This window comes from Variovorax sp. 770b2, from assembly GCF_900115685.1.
In the GTDB taxonomy this organism is placed as follows: Bacteria; Pseudomonadota; Gammaproteobacteria; order Burkholderiales; family Burkholderiaceae_C; genus Variovorax.
This window is the reverse complement of record NZ_FOXJ01000002.1, coordinates 89,443-107,444: the sequence shown is the minus strand read 5'-3', so window position 1 is coordinate 107,444 and position 18,002 is coordinate 89,443. Positions and strand designations below refer to the sequence as shown.

15 protein-coding genes are annotated in these 18,002 nt (G+C 68.4%); 4 read left to right on the top strand and 11 right to left on the bottom strand.

Features of this window, described 5'->3' with window-relative positions:
* Positions 1-157 precede the first annotated feature (157 nt).
* Entirely contained in the window at positions 158-1,441 is a 1,284-nt protein-coding gene (locus BM133_RS16090) for a solute carrier family 23 protein (RefSeq protein ID WP_093435550.1), read from the bottom strand.
* A 132-nt stretch (positions 1,442-1,573) separates the two neighbouring features.
* Positions 1,574-1,996 (bottom strand): hotdog fold thioesterase, encoded by a 423-nt coding sequence (locus BM133_RS16085; RefSeq protein WP_093435548.1) that lies wholly within the window; start codon positions 1,994-1,996, stop codon positions 1,574-1,576.
* An 84-nt stretch (positions 1,997-2,080) separates the two neighbouring features.
* Here BM133_RS16085 and BM133_RS16080 point away from each other — a divergent pair, with 84 nt between their 5' ends.
* Entirely contained in the window at positions 2,081-3,424 is a 1,344-nt protein-coding gene (locus BM133_RS16080) for an AsmA family protein (RefSeq protein ID WP_093435546.1), read from the top strand.
* Between the two features lie 20 nt (positions 3,425-3,444).
* On the opposite strand, the gene BM133_RS16075 is transcribed toward BM133_RS16080, so the two are convergent.
* The 4 genes from BM133_RS16075 to BM133_RS16060 form a co-directional block, all read right to left on the bottom strand.
* Positions 3,445-5,253: an ABC transporter ATP-binding protein gene (locus BM133_RS16075; RefSeq protein WP_093435544.1), complete on the bottom strand. Its 1,809-nt coding sequence runs from the start codon at positions 5,251-5,253 to the stop codon at positions 3,445-3,447.
* A 294-nt stretch (positions 5,254-5,547) separates the two neighbouring features.
* Positions 5,548-6,933 (bottom strand): tripartite tricarboxylate transporter permease, encoded by a 1,386-nt coding sequence (locus BM133_RS16070; RefSeq protein ID WP_371286343.1) that lies wholly within the window; start codon positions 6,931-6,933, stop codon positions 5,548-5,550.
* A complete protein-coding gene (locus tag BM133_RS16065; protein WP_093435542.1) occupies positions 6,933-7,385 on the bottom strand; it encodes a hypothetical protein in 453 nt (150 codons plus the stop codon). The genes BM133_RS16070 and BM133_RS16065 overlap by 1 nt, the downstream gene beginning before the upstream one ends.
* Before the next feature lie 97 nt (positions 7,386-7,482).
* Positions 7,483-8,769 (bottom strand): hydroxymethylglutaryl-CoA reductase, degradative, encoded by a 1,287-nt coding sequence (locus tag BM133_RS16060; protein WP_093435539.1) that lies wholly within the window; start codon positions 8,767-8,769, stop codon positions 7,483-7,485.
* Positions 8,770-8,906: 137 nt separating this feature from the next.
* Here BM133_RS16060 and BM133_RS16055 point away from each other — a divergent pair, with 137 nt between their 5' ends.
* On the top strand, positions 8,907-10,295 hold the full coding sequence (locus BM133_RS16055) for an aminotransferase-like domain-containing protein (protein WP_093435537.1): 1,389 nt from the start codon (positions 8,907-8,909) through the stop codon (positions 10,293-10,295).
* Positions 10,296-10,320: 25 nt separating this feature from the next.
* Here the strand turns inward: BM133_RS16055 and BM133_RS16050 are convergent, their stop codons facing one another.
* Entirely contained in the window at positions 10,321-11,097 is a 777-nt protein-coding gene (locus BM133_RS16050; protein WP_093437030.1) for a crotonase/enoyl-CoA hydratase family protein, read from the bottom strand.
* A gap of 84 nt (positions 11,098-11,181) precedes the next feature.
* On the opposite strand from BM133_RS16050, the gene BM133_RS16045 reads away from it, so the two are divergent.
* Positions 11,182-11,988 carry a PaaX family transcriptional regulator gene (locus BM133_RS16045; protein WP_093435534.1) on the top strand — a complete coding sequence of 269 codons (807 nt, stop codon included), beginning with the start codon at positions 11,182-11,184 and terminating at the stop codon, positions 11,986-11,988.
* 24 nt (positions 11,989-12,012) lie between these two features.
* Here the strand turns inward: BM133_RS16045 and BM133_RS16040 are convergent, their stop codons facing one another.
* The 3 genes from BM133_RS16040 to BM133_RS16030 are packed head-to-tail and all read right to left on the bottom strand — an operon-like array spanning position 12,013 to position 15,153.
* Positions 12,013-13,266: a metal-dependent hydrolase family protein gene (locus BM133_RS16040; RefSeq protein WP_093435532.1), complete on the bottom strand. Its 1,254-nt coding sequence runs from the start codon at positions 13,264-13,266 to the stop codon at positions 12,013-12,015.
* On the bottom strand, positions 13,263-13,772 hold the full coding sequence (locus BM133_RS16035) for a GAF domain-containing protein (protein WP_093435529.1): 510 nt from the start codon (positions 13,770-13,772) through the stop codon (positions 13,263-13,265). Before BM133_RS16035 ends, BM133_RS16040 begins: the two co-directional genes overlap by 4 nt.
* A 13-nt stretch (positions 13,773-13,785) precedes the next feature.
* Entirely contained in the window at positions 13,786-15,153 is a 1,368-nt protein-coding gene (locus BM133_RS16030; protein WP_093435526.1) for an MFS transporter, read from the bottom strand.
* A gap of 113 nt (positions 15,154-15,266) precedes the next feature.
* Here BM133_RS16030 and BM133_RS16025 point away from each other — a divergent pair, with 113 nt between their 5' ends.
* Positions 15,267-16,184: a LysR family transcriptional regulator gene (locus BM133_RS16025; RefSeq protein ID WP_093435524.1), complete on the top strand. Its 918-nt coding sequence runs from the start codon at positions 15,267-15,269 to the stop codon at positions 16,182-16,184.
* An 8-nt stretch (positions 16,185-16,192) separates the two neighbouring features.
* On the opposite strand, the gene BM133_RS16020 is transcribed toward BM133_RS16025, so the two are convergent.
* A complete protein-coding gene (locus BM133_RS16020) occupies positions 16,193-18,001 on the bottom strand; it encodes a feruloyl-CoA synthase (RefSeq protein ID WP_093435521.1) in 1,809 nt (602 codons plus the stop codon).
* Between the last annotated feature and the right edge of the window lies 1 nt (position 18,002).

Below are 18,002 nucleotides of genomic sequence, written 5' to 3'. Positions count from 1 at the left end.
GGGAAAACGTCGGTGCGAAAAGCGTTCGAGTCTAACGGGCGCGGGCTTCCGGCCGGTGACCGGGCTTGGCCCGATCCGCTCCAGACAACACTTCTTGCACGACGTTACGAGGTAAACGCCCGGGGTTGCGCGCACTTCGCGCTGCGCCGCCAACCCCTCAGTTCTTCGTCTTGCCCAGCAGTGCGTAGAGGATGATCGCGCCGAAGGTCGCGGTCCCGATGCCGCCCAGCGCGAAGTCGCCGAACTTCAGCGTGAAGTCGCCCGTGCCGATGATCAGCGTGATCGCCGCCACGATCAGGTTCTTGTTCTGCGAGAAGTCGACCTTGTTGTCGACCCAGATCTTGGCGCCCGCGATGGCGATCAGCCCGAACACCACGATGCTCACGCCGCCCATCACCGGCAGCGGAATCGCCTGGATCAGCGCGCCGAACTTGGGGCTGAAGCCCAGGATGAGCGCGATGACCGCCGCCACCACGAACACCGCCGTCGAGTAGATGCGCGTGGCCGCCATCACGCCGATGTTCTCGGCATAGGTGGTCACGCCCGTGCCGCCCGCCGCGCCGCTCACCACCGTGGCGATGCCGTCGCCGATGAAGGCGCGGCCCATGTAGGCGTCCAGGTTGCGGCCGGTCATGGCGGTCACCGCCTTCAGGTGGCCGAGGTTTTCCGCCACCAGGATGATCGCCACGGGCGCGATCAAGAGCATCGCGTTGGTGGTGAACACCGGCGTGGTGAAGGTCGGCAGGCCGAACCAGGCCGCGTTGGCGATGCCGCTCAGGTCCACCGGCTTGCCCATGCCCAGGACGTTGGTCAGCACCGCATAGACCACTGTGGCCAGGATCAGCCCGACCAGGATCAGGAGGCGCTGCAGCATGCCCCGCGCGAACACCGCCACCAGTCCGACGCACAGGAAGGTCACGGCCTGCATCCACGAATCGAAATTGCTGGCCGCCATGTTCTTGATCGGCACGGCCGCCAGGTTCAGGCCGATCACCGCCACCACCGCGCCGGTGACCACGGGCGGCATGAAGCGCTCGATCCAGCCCGTGCCGATGGCCTGCACCAGCGCCCCGATGAGGATGTAGACCACCCCGCAGGCCACGATGCCGCCCAGCGCCACCGCGATGTTGGCATTCGGCCCCTTGCCCGCATAGCCGCTGGCCGCGATCACCACGCCGATGAACGCGAAGCTCGAGCCCAGGTAGCTGGGCACCTTGCCGCCCGTGACGAAATAGAAGATCAGCGTGCCGATGCCGCTCATCAGGATCGCGATGTTGGGACTGAAGCCCATGAGGATGGGCGCCAGCACCGTGGCGCCGAACATCGCGATCACGTGCTGTATGCCCATCGCGCCGGTCTGCAGCCAGGGCAGCCGCTCGTCGGGGCCGATGACGGCACCGTTGGCCAGTGTGGACACCGGCTTTTCAGTCCAGTTGAACATTTCTTGTCTCCTCTTGTTGGTTGTGGCGGTGCGCCCCTGCGCGCTCCGGGGCGTGATTGTGGTCGATGAACCTCGTGCTGAACACACCCGCAAGACAAGGGAGCCAGAAGGGACTGGCCCGCCGCACCCGGCTCAGCGCGGCTGCAGCACCGCCATCGTGATCCGCGACACGCAGGTCAGCTCGCCCGCCTCGTTGGTCAGCTCGATCTGCCAGACCTGCGTGGTGCGCCCCCGGTGCACCGGCCGCGCGGTGCCGATGACCCAGCCGCTGGTGACCGAGCGGATGTGGTTCGCGTTGATGTCCAGGCCCACGGCGCGGTCGCCTTCGGGGGCCGAGTAGTGTGCGCCGCAGGAGCCCAGCGTCTCGGCCAGCACCACCGACACGCCGCCGTGCAGGATGCCGTAGGGCTGGCGGGTGCGCTCGTCGACCGGCACGCGGGCGCGGATGAAGTCGTCGCCCACCTCCAGGAACTCCATGCCCAGCGTGGACACGGCCGTGCCCACGTGGTTGCGGGTCAGTTCCTCGATCGAGATGTCTTTTTTCCAGATACGCATTCGGTTCTTTCGGGGACAGGGTTTCGGAAACTATAGCGACGGTGGCTGACAACCACAGTCGCCTTTGCGTGCTAAGTTGGACCGATGAAGCACCCCCTCCGACGCTGGCTCATCGGCATCGCTGCAGTCTTGCTGATCGGCATCGGCGCGCTGGTGTGGTTCGTGAGCTCGCGGTTGCCGAGCGACGAGGAGGTGGCGGCCCGTATATCCGAGGGCTTCGAAAAACGCTTCGGCGTCGGCCTCAAGATCGGCGGCGCCCATTGGGCCCTGCTGCCGACGCCGGTGCTCGTGCTCTCCGATATCGCCACCGACCAGCCGCGCCCGGTCACCCTGCGCCGCGTCACGGCGCAGCTCAAGCTCTCGGAACTGCTGCACCGCGTCATCGCCGTGGACGAGCTGGAGATCGAGAGCCTGGTGCTGCCGCGCGAGTCGGTGCGCGCCTTCCGCGGCAAGGGCCCCAAGCCCCACGAAGGCGGCAATGTCATCGCGCTGCCCGCGCCCTGGACGCTCGCGCCCATTCCGCTGGAACAGGTGCGCTGGCGCGACGTGGTCTGGATCGACCGGCGCGACATCGCGCTCGCCTACGACGGCGAGATCGCCTTCGACACCCACTGGCGCCCGCGCCAGGCCCGCGTGGAGCGCGCAGGTGCGACGCCGCTCGCGCGCCTGCGCCTGGACCGCGAAGCCGGGCAGGACCGCTGGCGCACCCGCATCGACGTGGGCGGCGGCACGTGGAACGGCGTCACGCTGTTCGAGACGCCGGCCGACGGCAAGCTGCGCCTGTCGGCCGAGCTCGATCCGCGCCAGGTCGACATCGAGGGCCTGGTGCAGGCCTTCGGGCGCCGCACCTCGGTGGCGGGCAAGGTCAACGGCCACTCCACGCTCGTGGCGGAGGCCGACGAGGCCAACGAGTTGGGCGCGCTGATGCGCAGCCTGCACACCCGCACCACCTTCTCGGTCCAGCCGGCCACGCTCACCAGGCTGGACATCGCCAAGGCCGTGAGCACCGCCGGCATCAGCCGCGGTGGCACCACGCCGCTGGACGAGCTCACCGGCACGCTGGACACCCAGGGCACCGAGGACGGCATCGTGATGCGCTACACCAACCTCAAGGCGCGCTCGGGCGTGCTCACCGCGAGCGGCAACCTGCGGCTGTTCAACCGCAAGATGGAGGGCGACATCGCGGTGGACCTGGTCGACGGCGTGGTCGGCGTGCCGCTGAAGATCGGCGGCAGCGTGAGCGATCCCGAGGTGTCGCTGACCGGCGGCGCGCTCGCGGGCGCGGCGGTCGGCAGCGCGGTGCTGCCGGGCGTGGGCACGGCCATCGGCGCGCGCGTGGGGCAGCAGGTCGAAAAGCTGTTCGGCGGCGGCGAGCCCGAGAAGAAGCCGGCGCCCAAGCCGCGCAAGCCGCCGGCATCGCAGCGTTGATCGGCCACGGTCAGGCGCAGTCAGGCGCGGTCGGCCTCGCCAGGCGGCTCGGTCGCCGCAACCGCTTGGGCTTCCTGCGTGCGCGGCACCGGCCGCTCGCCAATCTGCTGGCGCCACATCGCGTAGTACAGCCCCTTGCCTTCGAGCAGCGCCGCATGCGTGCCGCTCTCGACGATGCGGCCTTTTTCCAGCACGTGGATCGTGCCCGCATGCATGATCGTGGAGAGCCGGTGCGCGATGAGGATGGTGATCTGCGTGCTGCGCGCCGAAATCTCGCGCACCGTGGCGGTGATCTGCTCTTCGGTCAGCGAGTCGAGCGCCGAGGTGGCCTCGTCGAAGATCAGAAGGCGCGGCGCCCGCACCAGCGCCCGCGCGATCGACAGCCGCTGCTTCTCGCCGCCCGAGAGCTTCATGCCGCGCTCGCCGATGGGCGTGTCCAGGCCCTCGGGCGACTTCTCGGCCAGGTACGCGCACGAGGCCTGCCGCATGGCTTCGAGGATCTCTTCGTCAGTGGCATCGGGCTTCACCAGCTGCAGGTTCTCGCGGATCGTGCCCGCGAAGAGGTGCGTCTCCTGCGTCACGAAGCCGATCTGCCGGCGTGCCTGGTTGTAGCGCAGGTCGCGCGTGGAGATGTCGTTGTAGAACACCTCGCCGCTCGCGGGCGTGTACAGGCCCACCAGCAGTTTCACGAGTGTCGACTTGCCCGATCCCGAAGGGCCGACGAAGGCGATGGTGTCTCCGAGCCCCGCCTCGAACGACACGTCGTCCAGCGCGTTGTCCGTCGCGCCCTTGTGGCGAAAGCTCACGTCCGCAAACCGCAGGTGCGTGACCGGCCCGATGCTGATCGGCGACTCGGGCCGCCGCTCGATCGGTTTCTGCATCAGCGCCTCGAAGTTCAACAGCGACGCCTCGGCCTCGCGCCAGGCCAGGATGATGTTGCCCAACTCCTGCAGCGGCGCAAAGATCGCCACCGAGATGAACTGCATCGCGATCAGCTCGCCCGTGCTCAGCACGTCGCGAAAGATCAGCCACAAGAGCGCGAACAGCACCGCCAGCTTCAAGAGGCTCAGCGTCGTGCCCTGCAAGAACGACAAGAGCCGGATGCGCTTCACTTTCTGCATCTCCAGCGCGAAGATGCGCGTGGTCTGCGCCTGCAGCCGCCGTATCTCCGGAAAGGTCAGGCCCAGGCTCTTGATGAGTTCGATGTTGCGCAGCGACTCGGTGATGAAGCCCGAGTTGCGATTCGTCTCGCGCGTGATCGAGCGCTGCTGGCTCTTGATCTCGCGGCTCAAGAGGCCGGTGAGCCCGCCCAGCACCAGCACGCCGATCAGGAACACCGGCACCAGCAGCCAGTGCTTGGTCACCGCGTACCAGACCAGAAAGGCGATGCCCACGATGGCCGCGAACGCGGTGTTGATGAAGGCGTTGATGAAGCGCTCGCTGTCCGCGCGCACCTTCTGCAGCATCGAGAGCGTCTCGCCGCTGCGCAGGTCCTCGAACTCGGGGAACTTCAGGCGCAGCACTTGCCGCAGGCCGTCGTTGAAGATCTGCGTGCCGAACTTCTGCACCACCAGCCGCGTGATGTATTCCTGCAGCGCCTTCGCAAGCCGCGACGCGATCGCCACGCCCACCGCGAGCGCCAGCAGGCGCAGCACGCCGGAGACCAGTTCTTCTTCGGTCTTGCCATCGCGGTGAATGGCGTACCGGTCGATGATCTTGCCGAAGATGATCGGGTCGACCAGCGCCAACACCTGGCTGATGCCCGCCAGCAAGAGAGCGAGCAGTGCGAGGCGCGCGTGCGGCCTCAGGTAGGTCCAGAGGATGTGCATCGCGCCAGTATGCGACGGCAGTCTTCAGGGCGTGTGCACAGGCCACCGGGTGCTCCCCTCCGCGAATGTCCCCAGCCTTCGGCGCCTCCTTTATTTCGCTGCGGGGAGCACCCGATGCCCTGCGCACTTGGGCACGCTATTGGTGTATCGCCGATCAACGACTGCTCTGAAAACGAGCGCGCCGATGGGGTGCCTTGCGCAGCGAAATCAAGGAGGAGGGCGAAGCCCGGGGGACATTCGCGGAGCAAGGTACCCCGTCGGCGTGATCGTCGCCCTGAACACGCCAGACCAGGACTACGAAAACGCCTTGATCACCGCCGGCACCGTCAGCACCGCCGTGTAGTAGCCCATGAACTGCACGCCGGTGTTGAACCCGATGGCGCGCGACAGCAGGCCGCCCAGCAGGCCCATCGTGAGGATCACCAGCAGGCCGAGCAGCTGGCCTTCCCACACGCTGATCACCACGATCAATCCGACGAAGGTCGCGATGATCGCCTCGTGGCTCACCTTGCGCGAGACGAACAGCGCCGCGCGGCGCGCGAAGTTCATGGTGAACGGATAGGCCACCAGCGCCGCGAGCACCACGGCCAGCATGCCGTAGCCCAGGAATTCCCAGTGGTTCAAGAGGTTGTGCAGGTTGTGCGTCTGTCCGGTGGCCGAGTCGATGGTGTACACCGGCGGTGCGTTGAAGAGCGGTGCGGCAGGGCCCGCTGCCACCGGGCTCAGCGGCAGGCCGATGGCGATCAGCGGGATCAGCGCCTCGGCGATGTAGGTGGCCTCGGTCACGCCGTTGCGTGCGGCCAGCGTGGTGGTGAGGCGGTGGTACGCATGCTTGATGCGCGAGCCCACCAGCTCGCCCAGCACCACCGTCATCGCGACCGGGCTGAACACGAAGGTGGCGCTGGAGATCGTGGCGGTCGCGAGGGTCCATTTCACCTGCGTGCGGTCGAGCACCTTGAACGGATTCGGGAAGTAGCCCGTCCAGCCCTTCACGTCGGGCGCGAGCGAGAAGGTGCGGACCTTCTCGCGCTTCATGCGCGCACGCGCCGCAGGCGAGATCACCGAGAACAGGTCGGCCACCAGCGGCCCGATGGCAATGCCCAGGAAGTAGCTGATGCTGAGCTTCACGCCGTACTTGCCGGTGAGCGCCTGCAGCGCCACGATCACCATCACGAACGGCACCAGCGTGGCCACCGAGGCCCAGCGTCCGCTGGAGAAGTACGCAATGGCCACGGCCGCCACCACGAAGATCCACGGCGCCGCCTTGGTGATGGCCGCGCCGTAGGGCGCCAGCAGCACCGCGAACAGCACGGCCAGCGGCACGGCGATGAAGGCCGCGATGATCGCGCCCGACACCATCTTGCGCAGCGCGATGTGCGGAACGCCCAGGTTGCGCAGCACGTTGGCGTCCTGCAGCAGCGGCGTGGCCATGGTGTCGCCCGGAATGCCCAGGAGCGCGGTGGGCACCGCGTGCGTCATGTGCTTGGCGACGGCGGCCGCCAGGAAGAAGGTGAACACGCCTTCGGGCGGCACGCCCAGCAGCACCACGAGCAGCGTGAGCGGCGCGAGCGTGGTGGTTTCGTCAGTGCCCGAGACGAGGCCGATGGCCGCGAACACGATGGCGCCCACCAGGCCCATGCCCGTGGCCACGAGGATCTGGTTCAGGAGTGCGGCTTCGATCACGGTGCGGCTCCTTCAGCGCTGCGAGCGCGGGGCTTGTACGACGCGAACAGGTCGTAGATTTCGAGCTCCTTCATCTCGCGCACCACCGACGGCGGCAGGTCGTCCACCGAGCCCAGGTCGCCGTGCTCGCCGGCCAGCTCGGCCAGCACTTCTTCGCGCCAGCGCGGATCGGGGTCCGTGCCCTCGACCACCTCGCGCTTCGGTGCGAAGAGCTTGGCGCAGATCACGCCCGAGACGACGCAGCCACCGAGGCCCGCGAGCATCGCGTAGGCGCGCGCCAGCTCGGGCGTGCTCACGGCGCTTGCGAGCACGCGGCTTGCCACGAGATAGCCCGTGAGGCTCACGGCGACGCCGATGACGATCGACCACGCGAGGTGGCCCAGGTCGGCGGTGTCGCCCCATATCTCCACCAGCCGCCAACGGGCGGGCGTTGCACTATCTGCGTTCATTTCCTGATGTCTCCGTCTTTGGTTATGTAACGGCCGCCTGCGCGGCCGCCGCGGTTTCGGCCGCGGTCCGTCTGCGGGGCGCTCCCGCCTTGCCTGCTTACTTCTTGCGCAGCGCTTCGAGCAGCGCCACCGCGCGGTCGGTGCGCACGTCGTGCTCCGCGGCCATCTGTTTGGCGATGCTGTCGATCTCGTCGCCGGTGGCGCCCGCGACCAGCGCGATGTTGCGGGCGTGCAGCGCCATGTGGCCGCGCTGGATGCCTTCGGTGGCGAGCGCGCGCAGGGCGCCCAGGTTCTGCGCGAGGCCCACGGCCACCGCGACTTCGCCGAGCTCTTGCGCCGACTTCACATCGAGGATCTTCAAGGCGAGCCGCGCGAGCGGATGCGTCTTCGTCGCGCCGCCGACCAGGCCCACCGGCATCGGCATCTCGATGGTGCCGACCAGCGCGCCCGTCGCGTCCTTCTCCCACGTGGTGAGCGAGGTGTAGCGCCCGCTGCGGCAGGCATAGGCATGCGCGCCGGCTTCCACCGCGCGCCAGTCGTTGCCGGTCGCGACGATCACCGGATCGACGCCGTTCATGATGCCCTTGTTGTGCGTCGCCGCGCGGTAGGGGTCGATGGCCGCGAAGGTGTACGCATCGATCACGCCCTCGACCACTTCCTCGCCGCTGCGCTCGCGCGTGGCCAGCACCGCGGGCGCCAGCCGCACGCGGGCGCGCGCCAGCCGCAGGTCCGCCAGGTTCGACAGGATGCGCAGGCGCACCGTGCCGCCCGTGAGCTTTTCGACCAGCGGCGACACCGCCTCGGCCATGGTGTTGACGGTGTTCGCGCCCATGGCATCGCGCACGTCGACGATGAGGTGCATCACCACCATCGCGCCGCGCGGCGTGTCGCCGAACACATGCACCTCGATGTCGCGGCAGCCGCCGCCCAGGCCGATCAGCACCTTGTCGCGGCTGTTCGCCACGGCCAGGATTTCTTCGCGCGCACGCAGCAGCGCGAGCCGCGCACCGTAGGGGTCGGTGATGCCGATCACCTGCACCTGCGCGCGCATCAGCGGCCCGGTGCTCGAGGCCTCGAAGCCGCCGCCCTCGCGCGCCAGCTTGGCCATGAACGATGCGGCTGCGACCACCGAAGGCTCTTCCACCGCCATCGGCACGAGGTAGTCACGCCCGTTCACGGTGAAGTTGCCGGCCACGCCCAGCGGCAGCTCGAAGGTGCCGATCACGTTCTCGACCATGCCGTTGGCGCGCTCCACGCTGAGGGCCCCGGGCCGGGCGAGCAACGCCACCTCGTCGTCGGTGAGCGATGCGGCCTCGGCGATATGGGCAAAGCGCTGTGCGGGTGTCAACGCGCGGAAATTGGGAATGCGGGAGTCGGCGACCATCGTTGCGTGTCTCTTCGGAAGATGAATTCGGGAGCAGGCAATTTAGGCCGGCTGTACCGCCAGCGGAAGGCACAGTTTGGCGGGACAGTGCGGACAGTGGTGCGCCGCAGCGGTTCGCTGTGTCACAGTCTCGGCCCATGACCACGATCGCCGATTCGCTCGCCGACACCCTCGCGCGCCAGATCGCGAGCGGCGCCTACAAGGCCGGCGACAAGCTGCCGTCCCTTCGTGAACTGGCGCAGTTGCATGGCTATGCCAAGAACACCGTGGTGGCCGCGTTCGAGCTGCTGGTGTCGCGCGGCCTTGTCGAGCCGCGGCGCGGTTCGGGCTACTTCGTGCTCGCGCAGTCCAGCCCCAAGCCGCCCGAGGAAGACGCGGGGAGCCTCGGCCGCGCGATGGACATCGTGTGGCTCATGCGGGAGCAACTCAAGACGCAGCCCGATGCGGTCGCGGTGGGCGATGGCTTTCCGCCCGTCGAATGGCTCGCCGATGTGCGCCTGGACAAATACCACCCCAAGGTCGTCCGCACGGGGCTCGGCGCGCTGTTCCGCTACGGCAGCCGCTTCGGCTATGCGCCGCTGCGCGACCACCTCGTGCGCAAGCTCGCGGACTTCGGCATCGGCGCGGAGCCGCGGCAGATCGTGCTCACGCACGGCGCCAACGAGGCGATGGACATCGTCATCCGCTACTTCGTGCCGCCCGGCGGGAAGGTGCTGGTCGATGACCCGGGCTACTACCCGCTCTTTGGCAAGCTCAAGCTCGCGGGTGCGCAGATGCTGGCCGTGCCGCGCCTGGCGGACGGGCCCGACCTGGACGTGCTGGAGCAGCTGCTCATCGCCGAGCGGCCGCGCCTTTTCTTCACGCAGTCGCTCGCGCACAACCCCACGGGCTCCGACATCTCGCCGGCCAAGGCCTTTCGCGTGCTGCAGCTCGCGCAGAAATACAACCTGCTGATCGTGGAGAACGACCCGCTGGCCGACTTCAAGCCGACCGCATTGCCGCGGCTCTCGGCGCTCGACCAGCTGGAGCGCACGATCTACATCGGCAGCTTTTCGAAGTCGTTCTCCGCGGCGCTGCGCGTGGGCTTCATCGCCTGCGGTGCGGATCTCGCGAGCGACCTCGCGGACCTGAAGGCGCTGATCCACGTGAGCAGCTCGGAGTACAGCGAGCGCACGGTCGACGTGATCCTGAGCGAGGGCCACTACCAGCGGCACCTGAACCGCCTGCAGACGCGCCTGGGCGAGGCCACGCGCAAGGCGTTGCAGCTGTTCGATTCGGTCGATGCGGAGGTCTTTGCGCGCACCCCGCAGTCGCTCTACATCTGGGCGGCGCTCCCCGGCGTGGCCGACTCGCTGGCCTTTGCCAAGGAACTGCTGCCGCGCAAGATCGTGATGGCGCCGGGGCGCATCTTCAGCGTCGATTCGACGCAGGTCTCGCGCTGGTCGCGCTTCAACGTCGGCGCCATGGCCGACGCACGTTTCGCGAAGGCGCTGCGCACCGCGCTGCGGCGGCGGTCCGGTCCTTGAGTCTCTGAGTCCCTGAGTCGTTGACTCAGCCCTTGAAGGTGCCGTGCCGCCCCGAGCCGCCGGCAAAGCGCGCGGCGCCGGCTTCGCCTTCGGCAAAGACGATGGGCACGCCCTGCGCGCCTTCGCGCCGCAGGGCGTCGGCCAGCGGCAGGTCCCACTGCGCGTAGGCGGAGCGGCGGTCGGCGAGCATGCATTGCTGCGGGAACGCGGCGATCTGCAGGGCCAGCTCCCGCGCCGCGGCGAGTGCGCCGCCCGGCGGCGTGACGCGGTTGACCAGGCCCATCGCCAGTGCCTCCGTCGCGGAGACCGGACGTCCGGTGAGGATCATGTCCAGCGCGCGCCCCATGCCCACGATGCGTGGCAGCCGCACCGTGCCACCGTCGATCAGCGGCACGCCCCAGCGGCGGCAGAACACGCCGAACACCGCGTCGTCGTCGGCCACGCGCAGGTCCGCGAGCAGCGCCAGTTCGAGGCCACCGGCCACCGCATAGCCATTCACTGCCGCAATGAGTGGCTTGGACAACGCCATGCGCGTCGGCCCCATCGGCCCGCTGCCCCCGCCCTCGGGGTCGAGCTCGTTGCGCTCGTCCGGGTTGCCGACGGCCCCCAGGTCGGCACCGGCGCAGAAGTGGCCGCCCGCACCGGTGAGGATCGCCACGCGCAGCGCGTCGTCGGCTTCGAAGCGCTCGAAGGCTTGGCGCAACTCGGCCGCCACGATGCCGTTGACGGCATTGCGCTTGTCGGGGCGGTTCAGCGTGAGGGTGCAGACCGCCCGATCCGTGTCATAGGTCACGTATTCCATGGTCATGGCGCATTCCCTTGGAGGCAAAATTACTTACTCAACAGCTCTCGGTCATCGTAGGAAATATTTCTCCGATGTGCAAACGTGGAAAAAATATGCAATGTCCAGGTCGCCATTCCGAGCGCACCGGAACTGATCCTCGACCTGCTCGTCGCCCACAGCGGCATGCTGGGCGCACAGTCGCTGTGCCGCGCCGGCGCGCTGATGGGCATCGGCGAATCCACGCTGCGCGTGGCCCTCACGCGGCTTGCGAGCGACGGCAAGATCGAACGCAGCGAGCGCGGCAGCTATGCGCTCAACCGCGCGGGGCCCGCGCTGTCGCGCGCGGTCGACGGCTGGCGGCAGCGCGACGCGCAGGCTGTCGCATGGCGCAACGACTGGCTCGCCGTGCACGACGCGGGCGTGCCGCGTTCGGACAAGACGGCCTGGCGCCACCATGGCCTGGCGCTGTCGCTGCGCGGCTTCGCCCCGTTGCAGACCGGCCTGCACATCCGGCCCGACAACCTGAAGGGCGGACTGGCGACTGAACGCGAACAGCTGCAGGGCCTGGGCCTGTCCTCGAAGGCGCTGGTGTTCCGCCTTGCCGACATGGACGAAGCCACGCAGGCGGCTGCGCGCAAGCTGTGGAGCGTGCGAGCGCTGGCGGCCGGCTACCAGCGCCTGCAGACCGGCATCGAGCGCAGCGAGAAGCGGCTGGACAAGCTGCCGCTCGAAGCGGCCGTGCGCGAGTCGCTGCTGTTGGGGCGCGCCGTCATCGCGCACCTCATCCGCGATCCGCTGCTGCCGGCCGAGCTCATGTCGCCGGCGCCGCGCATCGCGCTGCAGGCCGTCACGCGCCGCTACCAGGACAAGGCGCGCAAGCTGTGGCGCGAGTGGTTCGCAGGGGCCTGACCGCCAAGACCGCGACCCGGGACTTCACGCCAGCGCGTCGAACTGGACCACGCCTTCCTTCATGACCAGCGGAATGCGCTCGCCCTGTCCCAGCAGGCATTCGACATCGCGCAGCGGATTGCCATCGACCACGAGGATGTCGGCCAGCGCACCCGGCACGAGGCGACCGAGGCGATCCGGCATGCCCAGCACCTCGGCACCGACCACGGTGGCGCTGGCAATCGCCTCGGCCGGCGACAGCACCTCGGCGCGCAGGCGGAACTCGTCACTCTGCAGGCGCTGCGACTCGCCCAGCAGGTCGGAGCCGAAGCCCATCTTCACGCCGGCCTTCCTGTAGATCTCCAGCGAGCGCAGGCCCGCTTCGCGCACGTCCGCCACCTTGGCGACGCTGTCCTTGGGCAGGCCGAAGCGCTCGCCCTCGTTGGCCAGCGCGTCGTAGGTGACCAGCGTCGGCACCGCGTAGGCGCCCAGCTCGGCCATCAGCGCGGCCGTGGGCGCGTCCACGAGGTTGCCGTGCTCGATGGTGCGCACGCCGCAGCGCACGGCGCGCGCGATGGCCGCGGCGGTGTAGGCATGCGCCATCACATAGGTGCCGCGCCCCGCGGCTTCTTCCACGATGGCGCGGATCTCGTCCTCGCTGTAGCCGAAGGCGCCCACCGGGTCGGTCGGCGAGGCCACGCCGCCGGAGGCCATGATCTTGATCTGGTCGGCGCCCATCTGCAGTTCTTCGCGCACGGCGCGGCGCACCGCGTCGACGCCGTCGACCACGCGCGCCAGCGCGCCGACCCGCACGCAGGTCGAGCAGGTCGCGGCCGGATCGAGGAAGTCGGAGCGCCCGCGCATGTCGCCATGCCCGCCCGTCTGGCTGAGCGCGCGGCCCGAGACGAAGAGGCGCGGCCCCTGCGCGAGGCCGGCGTCCACCGCCTGCTTGAACGCGAAGCCCGCGCCGCCCGCATCGCGCACCGTGGTGAAGCCGCGGCGCAGCATGCCGCGCAGCATCGGCACGCTGCGCAGCGTGATGAGCACGTTGGGCATGTGCACCTGGCGCGAGAGGTTCAGCTCCACCGCGATCACGTGCACGTGCAGGTCGATGAGGCCGGGCATCACCGTCCTGCCCTTCACGTCGATGACGCGTGCCGTCTTGCTCTGCAGCGGCTTGTCGGAGACCTCGCGGACCACGCCGCCTTCGACCAGGATGTCATGGCCTTCGAGCAGGTCTTTCCTCAGCGGATCGAGCAGGTTCGCGTTCCTGAAAAGAAAGGTGTTCGTCGTCGTCATGCCTGGGACTCCTTCGCCTGTTGCGCCATCACGGCCGGCACCGCCAGCTGCGCGAACACGCGCGCGAGCTCGACGTGGCCGTCGCCATACCAGTTCTCCTCGTGCAGCATGTTGAGCGTGCCGAGCGTCTCGCCCTGCCAGCGCAGCGGAATGTTCAGCACGCTGCGGCAGCCGAGCGACACGATGAGTTCGTGGTCGTAGAACACGTCGCGCAGGTCCTCGGCGTTGCGGCCGATGTAGGGCAGGCCGCGCTGCATCACCTGCTGCATCCACGGCGAATCGGTGATGGGCTTGCGCCCGCCCACCGGGTAGGCCTCGCGCATGTTGGTGTACACGCGCTCCGATTCGCGCGCCTCGCGGTGGTGGACCAGGATGGTGAAGAGCCGGTGGCCGATGGTCGATGCGACCGCCTTGTCGATGGCGTCGAACGTGGCGTGCGGCTGGGTGGTGTCGGCATGGGCGAGCGCCACGGCCGAAAGGGAATCTTCGAGAGAGTTGGGCTGCATGGTTGTCGAAGGATCAGGAAAGTTCGCTGGCCGCGATGTCTTCGAGCGAGCGGCCGCGCGTGGGAATGCCCATGAACGTGACGGCCGCCGCACCGAGCAGCAACACCGCCGTCGTCATGCCGAACACGCCCGCAAAGCCGGCCGTCGGGTAGATGAAGCCCACCAGGATCGGCGCCGTGATGCCGCCGATGCGCCCGATGGCCGAGGCCAGGCCCGAGCCGGTCGCCCGCACCTGCGTCGGAAACACCTCGGGCGTGTAGGCGTAGACGCCTGCGTACGTGCCGTTCATGAAGAAGGACAGCAGCACGCCCGCGACCATGATCTGCCCGTCGCTGTGCGTGAATGCGAGGCCCAGCGCGCAGAGCCCGCCCAGCAGCATGTAGCTCACGATGGTGGCCTGCCGGCCGATGCGCTCGTTGAACCAGGCGGCCGAAAAGTAGCCGGGGATCTGCGCGATGTACATCACCAGCGAATAGCCGAAGCTCTTGGTGATCGTCATGCCGTTCTGGATCAGGAGGCTCGGAATCCAGGTGAAGAACGAGTAGTAGCTGAAGGTGATCGAGAGCCACATCAGCCAGGTCATGGTGCTGATGCGGATGAGCTTGCTGGAGACGAGCGTCGCGTAGTTCTTCAAGAGGCTGCCGCGGCTCGTGCTGGGCGGCGGGGCGGCGACGTCTTCGGCGTTGAGCGCGGGCAGCGCGCGGCCGCTGCGCACGTGGTTGTCTTCCATCGCGTCCATGATGGCGAGCGCCTCGTTCTCGCGCCCCTGGCTTTCGAGCCAGCGCGGCGACTCCGGCAGCGCGCGGCGCCACCACAAGAGCAGCACCACCGGCAGCGCCGTGATGAAGATGACGATGCGCCAGCCCTGCGGATGCGCCGGCACGATGAAGTAGCCCAGGAGCGCCGCGGCGACGAAGCCGAACGAGAAGAAGCCCGCCAGCGCGCCCGTGAAGGTGCCGCGGTAGCGCCGCGCCACGAACTCCGACAGGTAGGGCGCGATGATCGCGCTCTCGGCGCCGGCGCCGAAGCCCGCCACGATGCGCAGCCCGAGGAAGACCGTCCAGTCGTTCACCATGCCGCTGAAGAGCGAGGCGACGCAGTAGATCGCCAGCGCCGACATCATCACCTTGCGTCGCCCGATCAGGTCGCCGCAGGAGCCGGCCGCCAGCGCGCCGAAGAAGAAGCCGATGAAGTTCGCGCTGGCCAGCACGCCGATCTGCACGCTGCTGAGCCCCCATTCGGTGCGCAGCACAGGCAGCACGAAGGCGATCACCGCGGCGTCCATCGCATCGAAGGTGTAGCCCAGGCCCCCCATCAACAACAGCCGGCGGTGAAAGCCGGAGAAGGGCAGGCGCTCGATGCGGGCCGACAGCATGGTCATGGGAATCCCTCAACTCCGGATGCAAGACGAAATGGCGATGACGCGCCAAATCGTAGGGTCGAGGGGATATAACGGCAAATTTATACGCGTGATTGTGTTTATAGAGGCCGTGAATGACCTACCGCACCGCTGACCTCAACCTGCTCAAGGTGTTCGAGGCCTTGATGACCGAAGGCAACGTCACCCGCGCCGCCCGCAAGCTCTCGCTGACCCAGCCCACCGTCAGCAATGCGTTGCGGCGGCTGCGCGAGACTTTCGACGATCCGCTGTTCGTGCGCAGCGGTGCGGGCGTGAACCCGACGCGGCGCGCCATCGACCTGTGGGAGCCGTTGTCGCAGTCGCTGCATGCCATTCGCGGCACGCTCGATGTCGAGAGCTTCGATGCCTTGCGCAGCACCGCGAGCCTGAGCATCGCGATGTCCGACTACGTCTCCAGCATCGTGGTGCCGCGCCTGGCCGGCAAGCTCAGCAAGGCGGCGCCCTCGATGCTGATCCACGCCATTCCCAACACGCTGGTGGACTTCGACAAGGTGCTGGCCGACAACAAGGCCGACTTCGCGATCAGCGTCTACAACGAAGAGGTGCAGCGGCCGGCCTTCCTCAAGTCGCGGGCGCTGTGGTCACCTGACTTCGTCTGCGTGATGCGCACGGGGCACCCGCTGGCGCGCACGGAAAAAATCCCGCTGAAGAAATTCCTGGCCGCGCGCCACATCGACGTGAGCCTGCTCGGCAAGACCACGCCGACCTACGACCTCTTCCTGCACAGCCGGGGGCTGCAGCGCAACCTGGTCGCGACGGTGAACCACTACGCCGCCGCCTACGAGGTGGTGCGCCGCTCCGACCTGATCGCGGTGCTGCCGTGGTCCGAGAAATTCGAGCCCGCGCGCCGGGCGGGCCTGCGCCTGATGCCCGTGCCGCTGGAGGCGCCGCCGCGCGTGATCGAGCTGTTCTGGCACCAGCGGCACGAGACTTCGGCGCTGCACCAGTGGCTCAAGAACACACTGCTGGCGCTGTTCGAGCAGCCGTCGTGATCGACTGACTAATTGCGCAGGCGCACCACCTGAGGGTCTTGGTCTGCCGCATGCAGCCGCGCCACATCGGCCGCGCGACGCGTGAGCACCGCGCGCTGGTTGATGTAGCCCTTGTCGGTGATCTCGCCCGCGTCGAGGCTGGGCGGCTCGGCCAGCACCAGCGCGCACGCCGGGCATTGCGACGAGCCCGCGCCTTCGTCGCGCAGCGAACGCAGCACGCTGGCGATGCGTTCGGCCAGCGCCTCGGGTGCGAGCGCCGCGGCCTGCGGACTGGCAAACACCAGCATGCCGATCTCGTCGCGGTCGTGGCCGGTGAGCACCACGTCCTGCACGTGCGGCGCGAGCAGCGACACCAGCTTCACGCGCAGCGTACCCACCGACACCCAGGTGCCGGTCGAGAGCTTGAAGTCCTCGGCCACGCGGCCGTTGAAGATCACGCCGTGCGCGGGCTCCGCGGCGTTCGCGAGAAAGCCGGCGTCGCCGATGCGGTAGTAGCCCTCTTCGTCGAAAGCCTCCGCCGTTTCACGTGGCGCATCGCGGTAGCCGGGGAACACCGAGACGCCCTTGACCCGCATCTCCAGCTTCTGGCCGTTGGGCACGAACTTGAGTTCGAGCCCCGGCAGCGGCGCACCGATGCAGCCGGCGCCGTCGAGTTGCCAATGCGCCGAGGTGATGGCGGGCGAGGTTTCCGTCGCACCCCATGACGTGGTGAGCCACAGCGGGCGCGAAGGACGCACGCGCTTTGCCACCGCTTCGAGCCGTTGCCATGTCGAGGGCGCGAGCGCCGCTGCCGCATAGAAGGCCAGCCGCAGCCGGGAAAACACTTCGGTGGCGAGCGCATCGTCGGCTTCGAGAAAGGGCAGCAGCATGTCGAAGCCGCGCGGCACGTTGAACAGCAGCGTGGGCTTCACCTCGCGCAGGTTGCGCACCGTCTTCTCGATCAGGCCCGGCGCGGGCCGGCCTTCGTCGATGTAGAGCGCGCCGCCGTGGCACAGCACCATGTGCAGATCGTGATTGCCCCCGAAGGTATGGCTCCAGGGCAGCCAGTCGACCAGCACCGGTTTCTCCTGCGTGAGGAAGCGCCAGGTCTGCGCCATCATCTGCTGGTTGGCGCACAGCATGCGGTGCGTGTTGATCACCACCTTGGGCTTGCCGGTGGAGCCGGAAGTCAGCAGGTATTTGGCGTGCGTGTCGGGGAGGACGGATGCGAAGGCCTCCATCACGGCCGGCGTTTCGCTGGCTGCGAGCAACTGGTCGAAGGCCATCGCCCCCGGATGCGCATCCGCATTGCGGCTGAACACCGTGACGGCCTCGACACCGCAGCCCACGAGGGCGCCGCCGTACACCCTGGCATCGGACGCGTAGATCAGCGAGGGCCCGAGCGCCTTCAGCATGCCGTGCAGCCGCGACGGGTCCTTCGCCATCCGCGAGTACGCGCTCGACAGCGAGCAGGCGGTGCGGCCGATGTGCATCGCCGCGAGCATGAGCACCGCGTGGTCGATCGCGTTGTCCGAGAGGATCACGAGGGGCCTGTCCACCGGCAGCTTCAGGTCGAGCAGGCCTTGCGCGACCGCACCGACGGCATGGCGCAGCGCGCGGTAGTCGAGCTTGCGCCAGCCTTCGCCGCTCTCGTCGCGTTCCGCGAATGCCAGCGCATCGGGTGTCTCGCGCGCCCAGCGTTCGATCCATTCGCCGAGGCAGCGCGCATAAGGCTTCAGCGCCTGCGGCGAGCGCAGCGCGAAGGAGCCATCGTCGAAGTCGATGCGCACCGTGCGGGGTGGGGCGATCAGGCTTTCATCGAGGAGGAAGTCGGTCATG

Coding starts and splice junctions, on each gene's coding strand:
- BM133_RS16090 (WP_093435550.1), bottom strand. CDS start 1,441: ATGTTCAACTGGACTGAAAAGCCGGTGTCCACACTGGCCAACGGTGCC.
- BM133_RS16085 (WP_093435548.1), bottom strand. CDS start 1,996: ATGCGTATCTGGAAAAAAGACATCTCGATCGAGGAACTGACCCGCAAC.
- BM133_RS16080 (WP_093435546.1), top strand. CDS start 2,081: ATGAAGCACCCCCTCCGACGCTGGCTCATCGGCATCGCTGCAGTCTTG.
- BM133_RS16075 (WP_093435544.1), bottom strand. CDS start 5,253: ATGCACATCCTCTGGACCTACCTGAGGCCGCACGCGCGCCTCGCACTG.
- BM133_RS16065 (WP_093435542.1), bottom strand. CDS start 7,385: ATGAACGCAGATAGTGCAACGCCCGCCCGTTGGCGGCTGGTGGAGATA.
- BM133_RS16060 (WP_093435539.1), bottom strand. CDS start 8,769: ATGGTCGCCGACTCCCGCATTCCCAATTTCCGCGCGTTGACACCCGCA.
- BM133_RS16055 (WP_093435537.1), top strand. CDS start 8,907: ATGACCACGATCGCCGATTCGCTCGCCGACACCCTCGCGCGCCAGATC.
- BM133_RS16050 (WP_093437030.1), bottom strand. CDS start 11,097: ATGGAATACGTGACCTATGACACGGATCGGGCGGTCTGCACCCTCACG.
- BM133_RS16040 (WP_093435532.1), bottom strand. CDS start 13,266: ATGACGACGACGAACACCTTTCTTTTCAGGAACGCGAACCTGCTCGAT.
- BM133_RS16035 (WP_093435529.1), bottom strand. CDS start 13,772: ATGCAGCCCAACTCTCTCGAAGATTCCCTTTCGGCCGTGGCGCTCGCC.
- BM133_RS16030 (WP_093435526.1), bottom strand. CDS start 15,153: ATGACCATGCTGTCGGCCCGCATCGAGCGCCTGCCCTTCTCCGGCTTT.
- BM133_RS16025 (WP_093435524.1), top strand. CDS start 15,267: ATGACCTACCGCACCGCTGACCTCAACCTGCTCAAGGTGTTCGAGGCC.
- BM133_RS16020 (WP_093435521.1), bottom strand. CDS start 18,001: ATGACCGACTTCCTCCTCGATGAAAGCCTGATCGCCCCACCCCGCACG.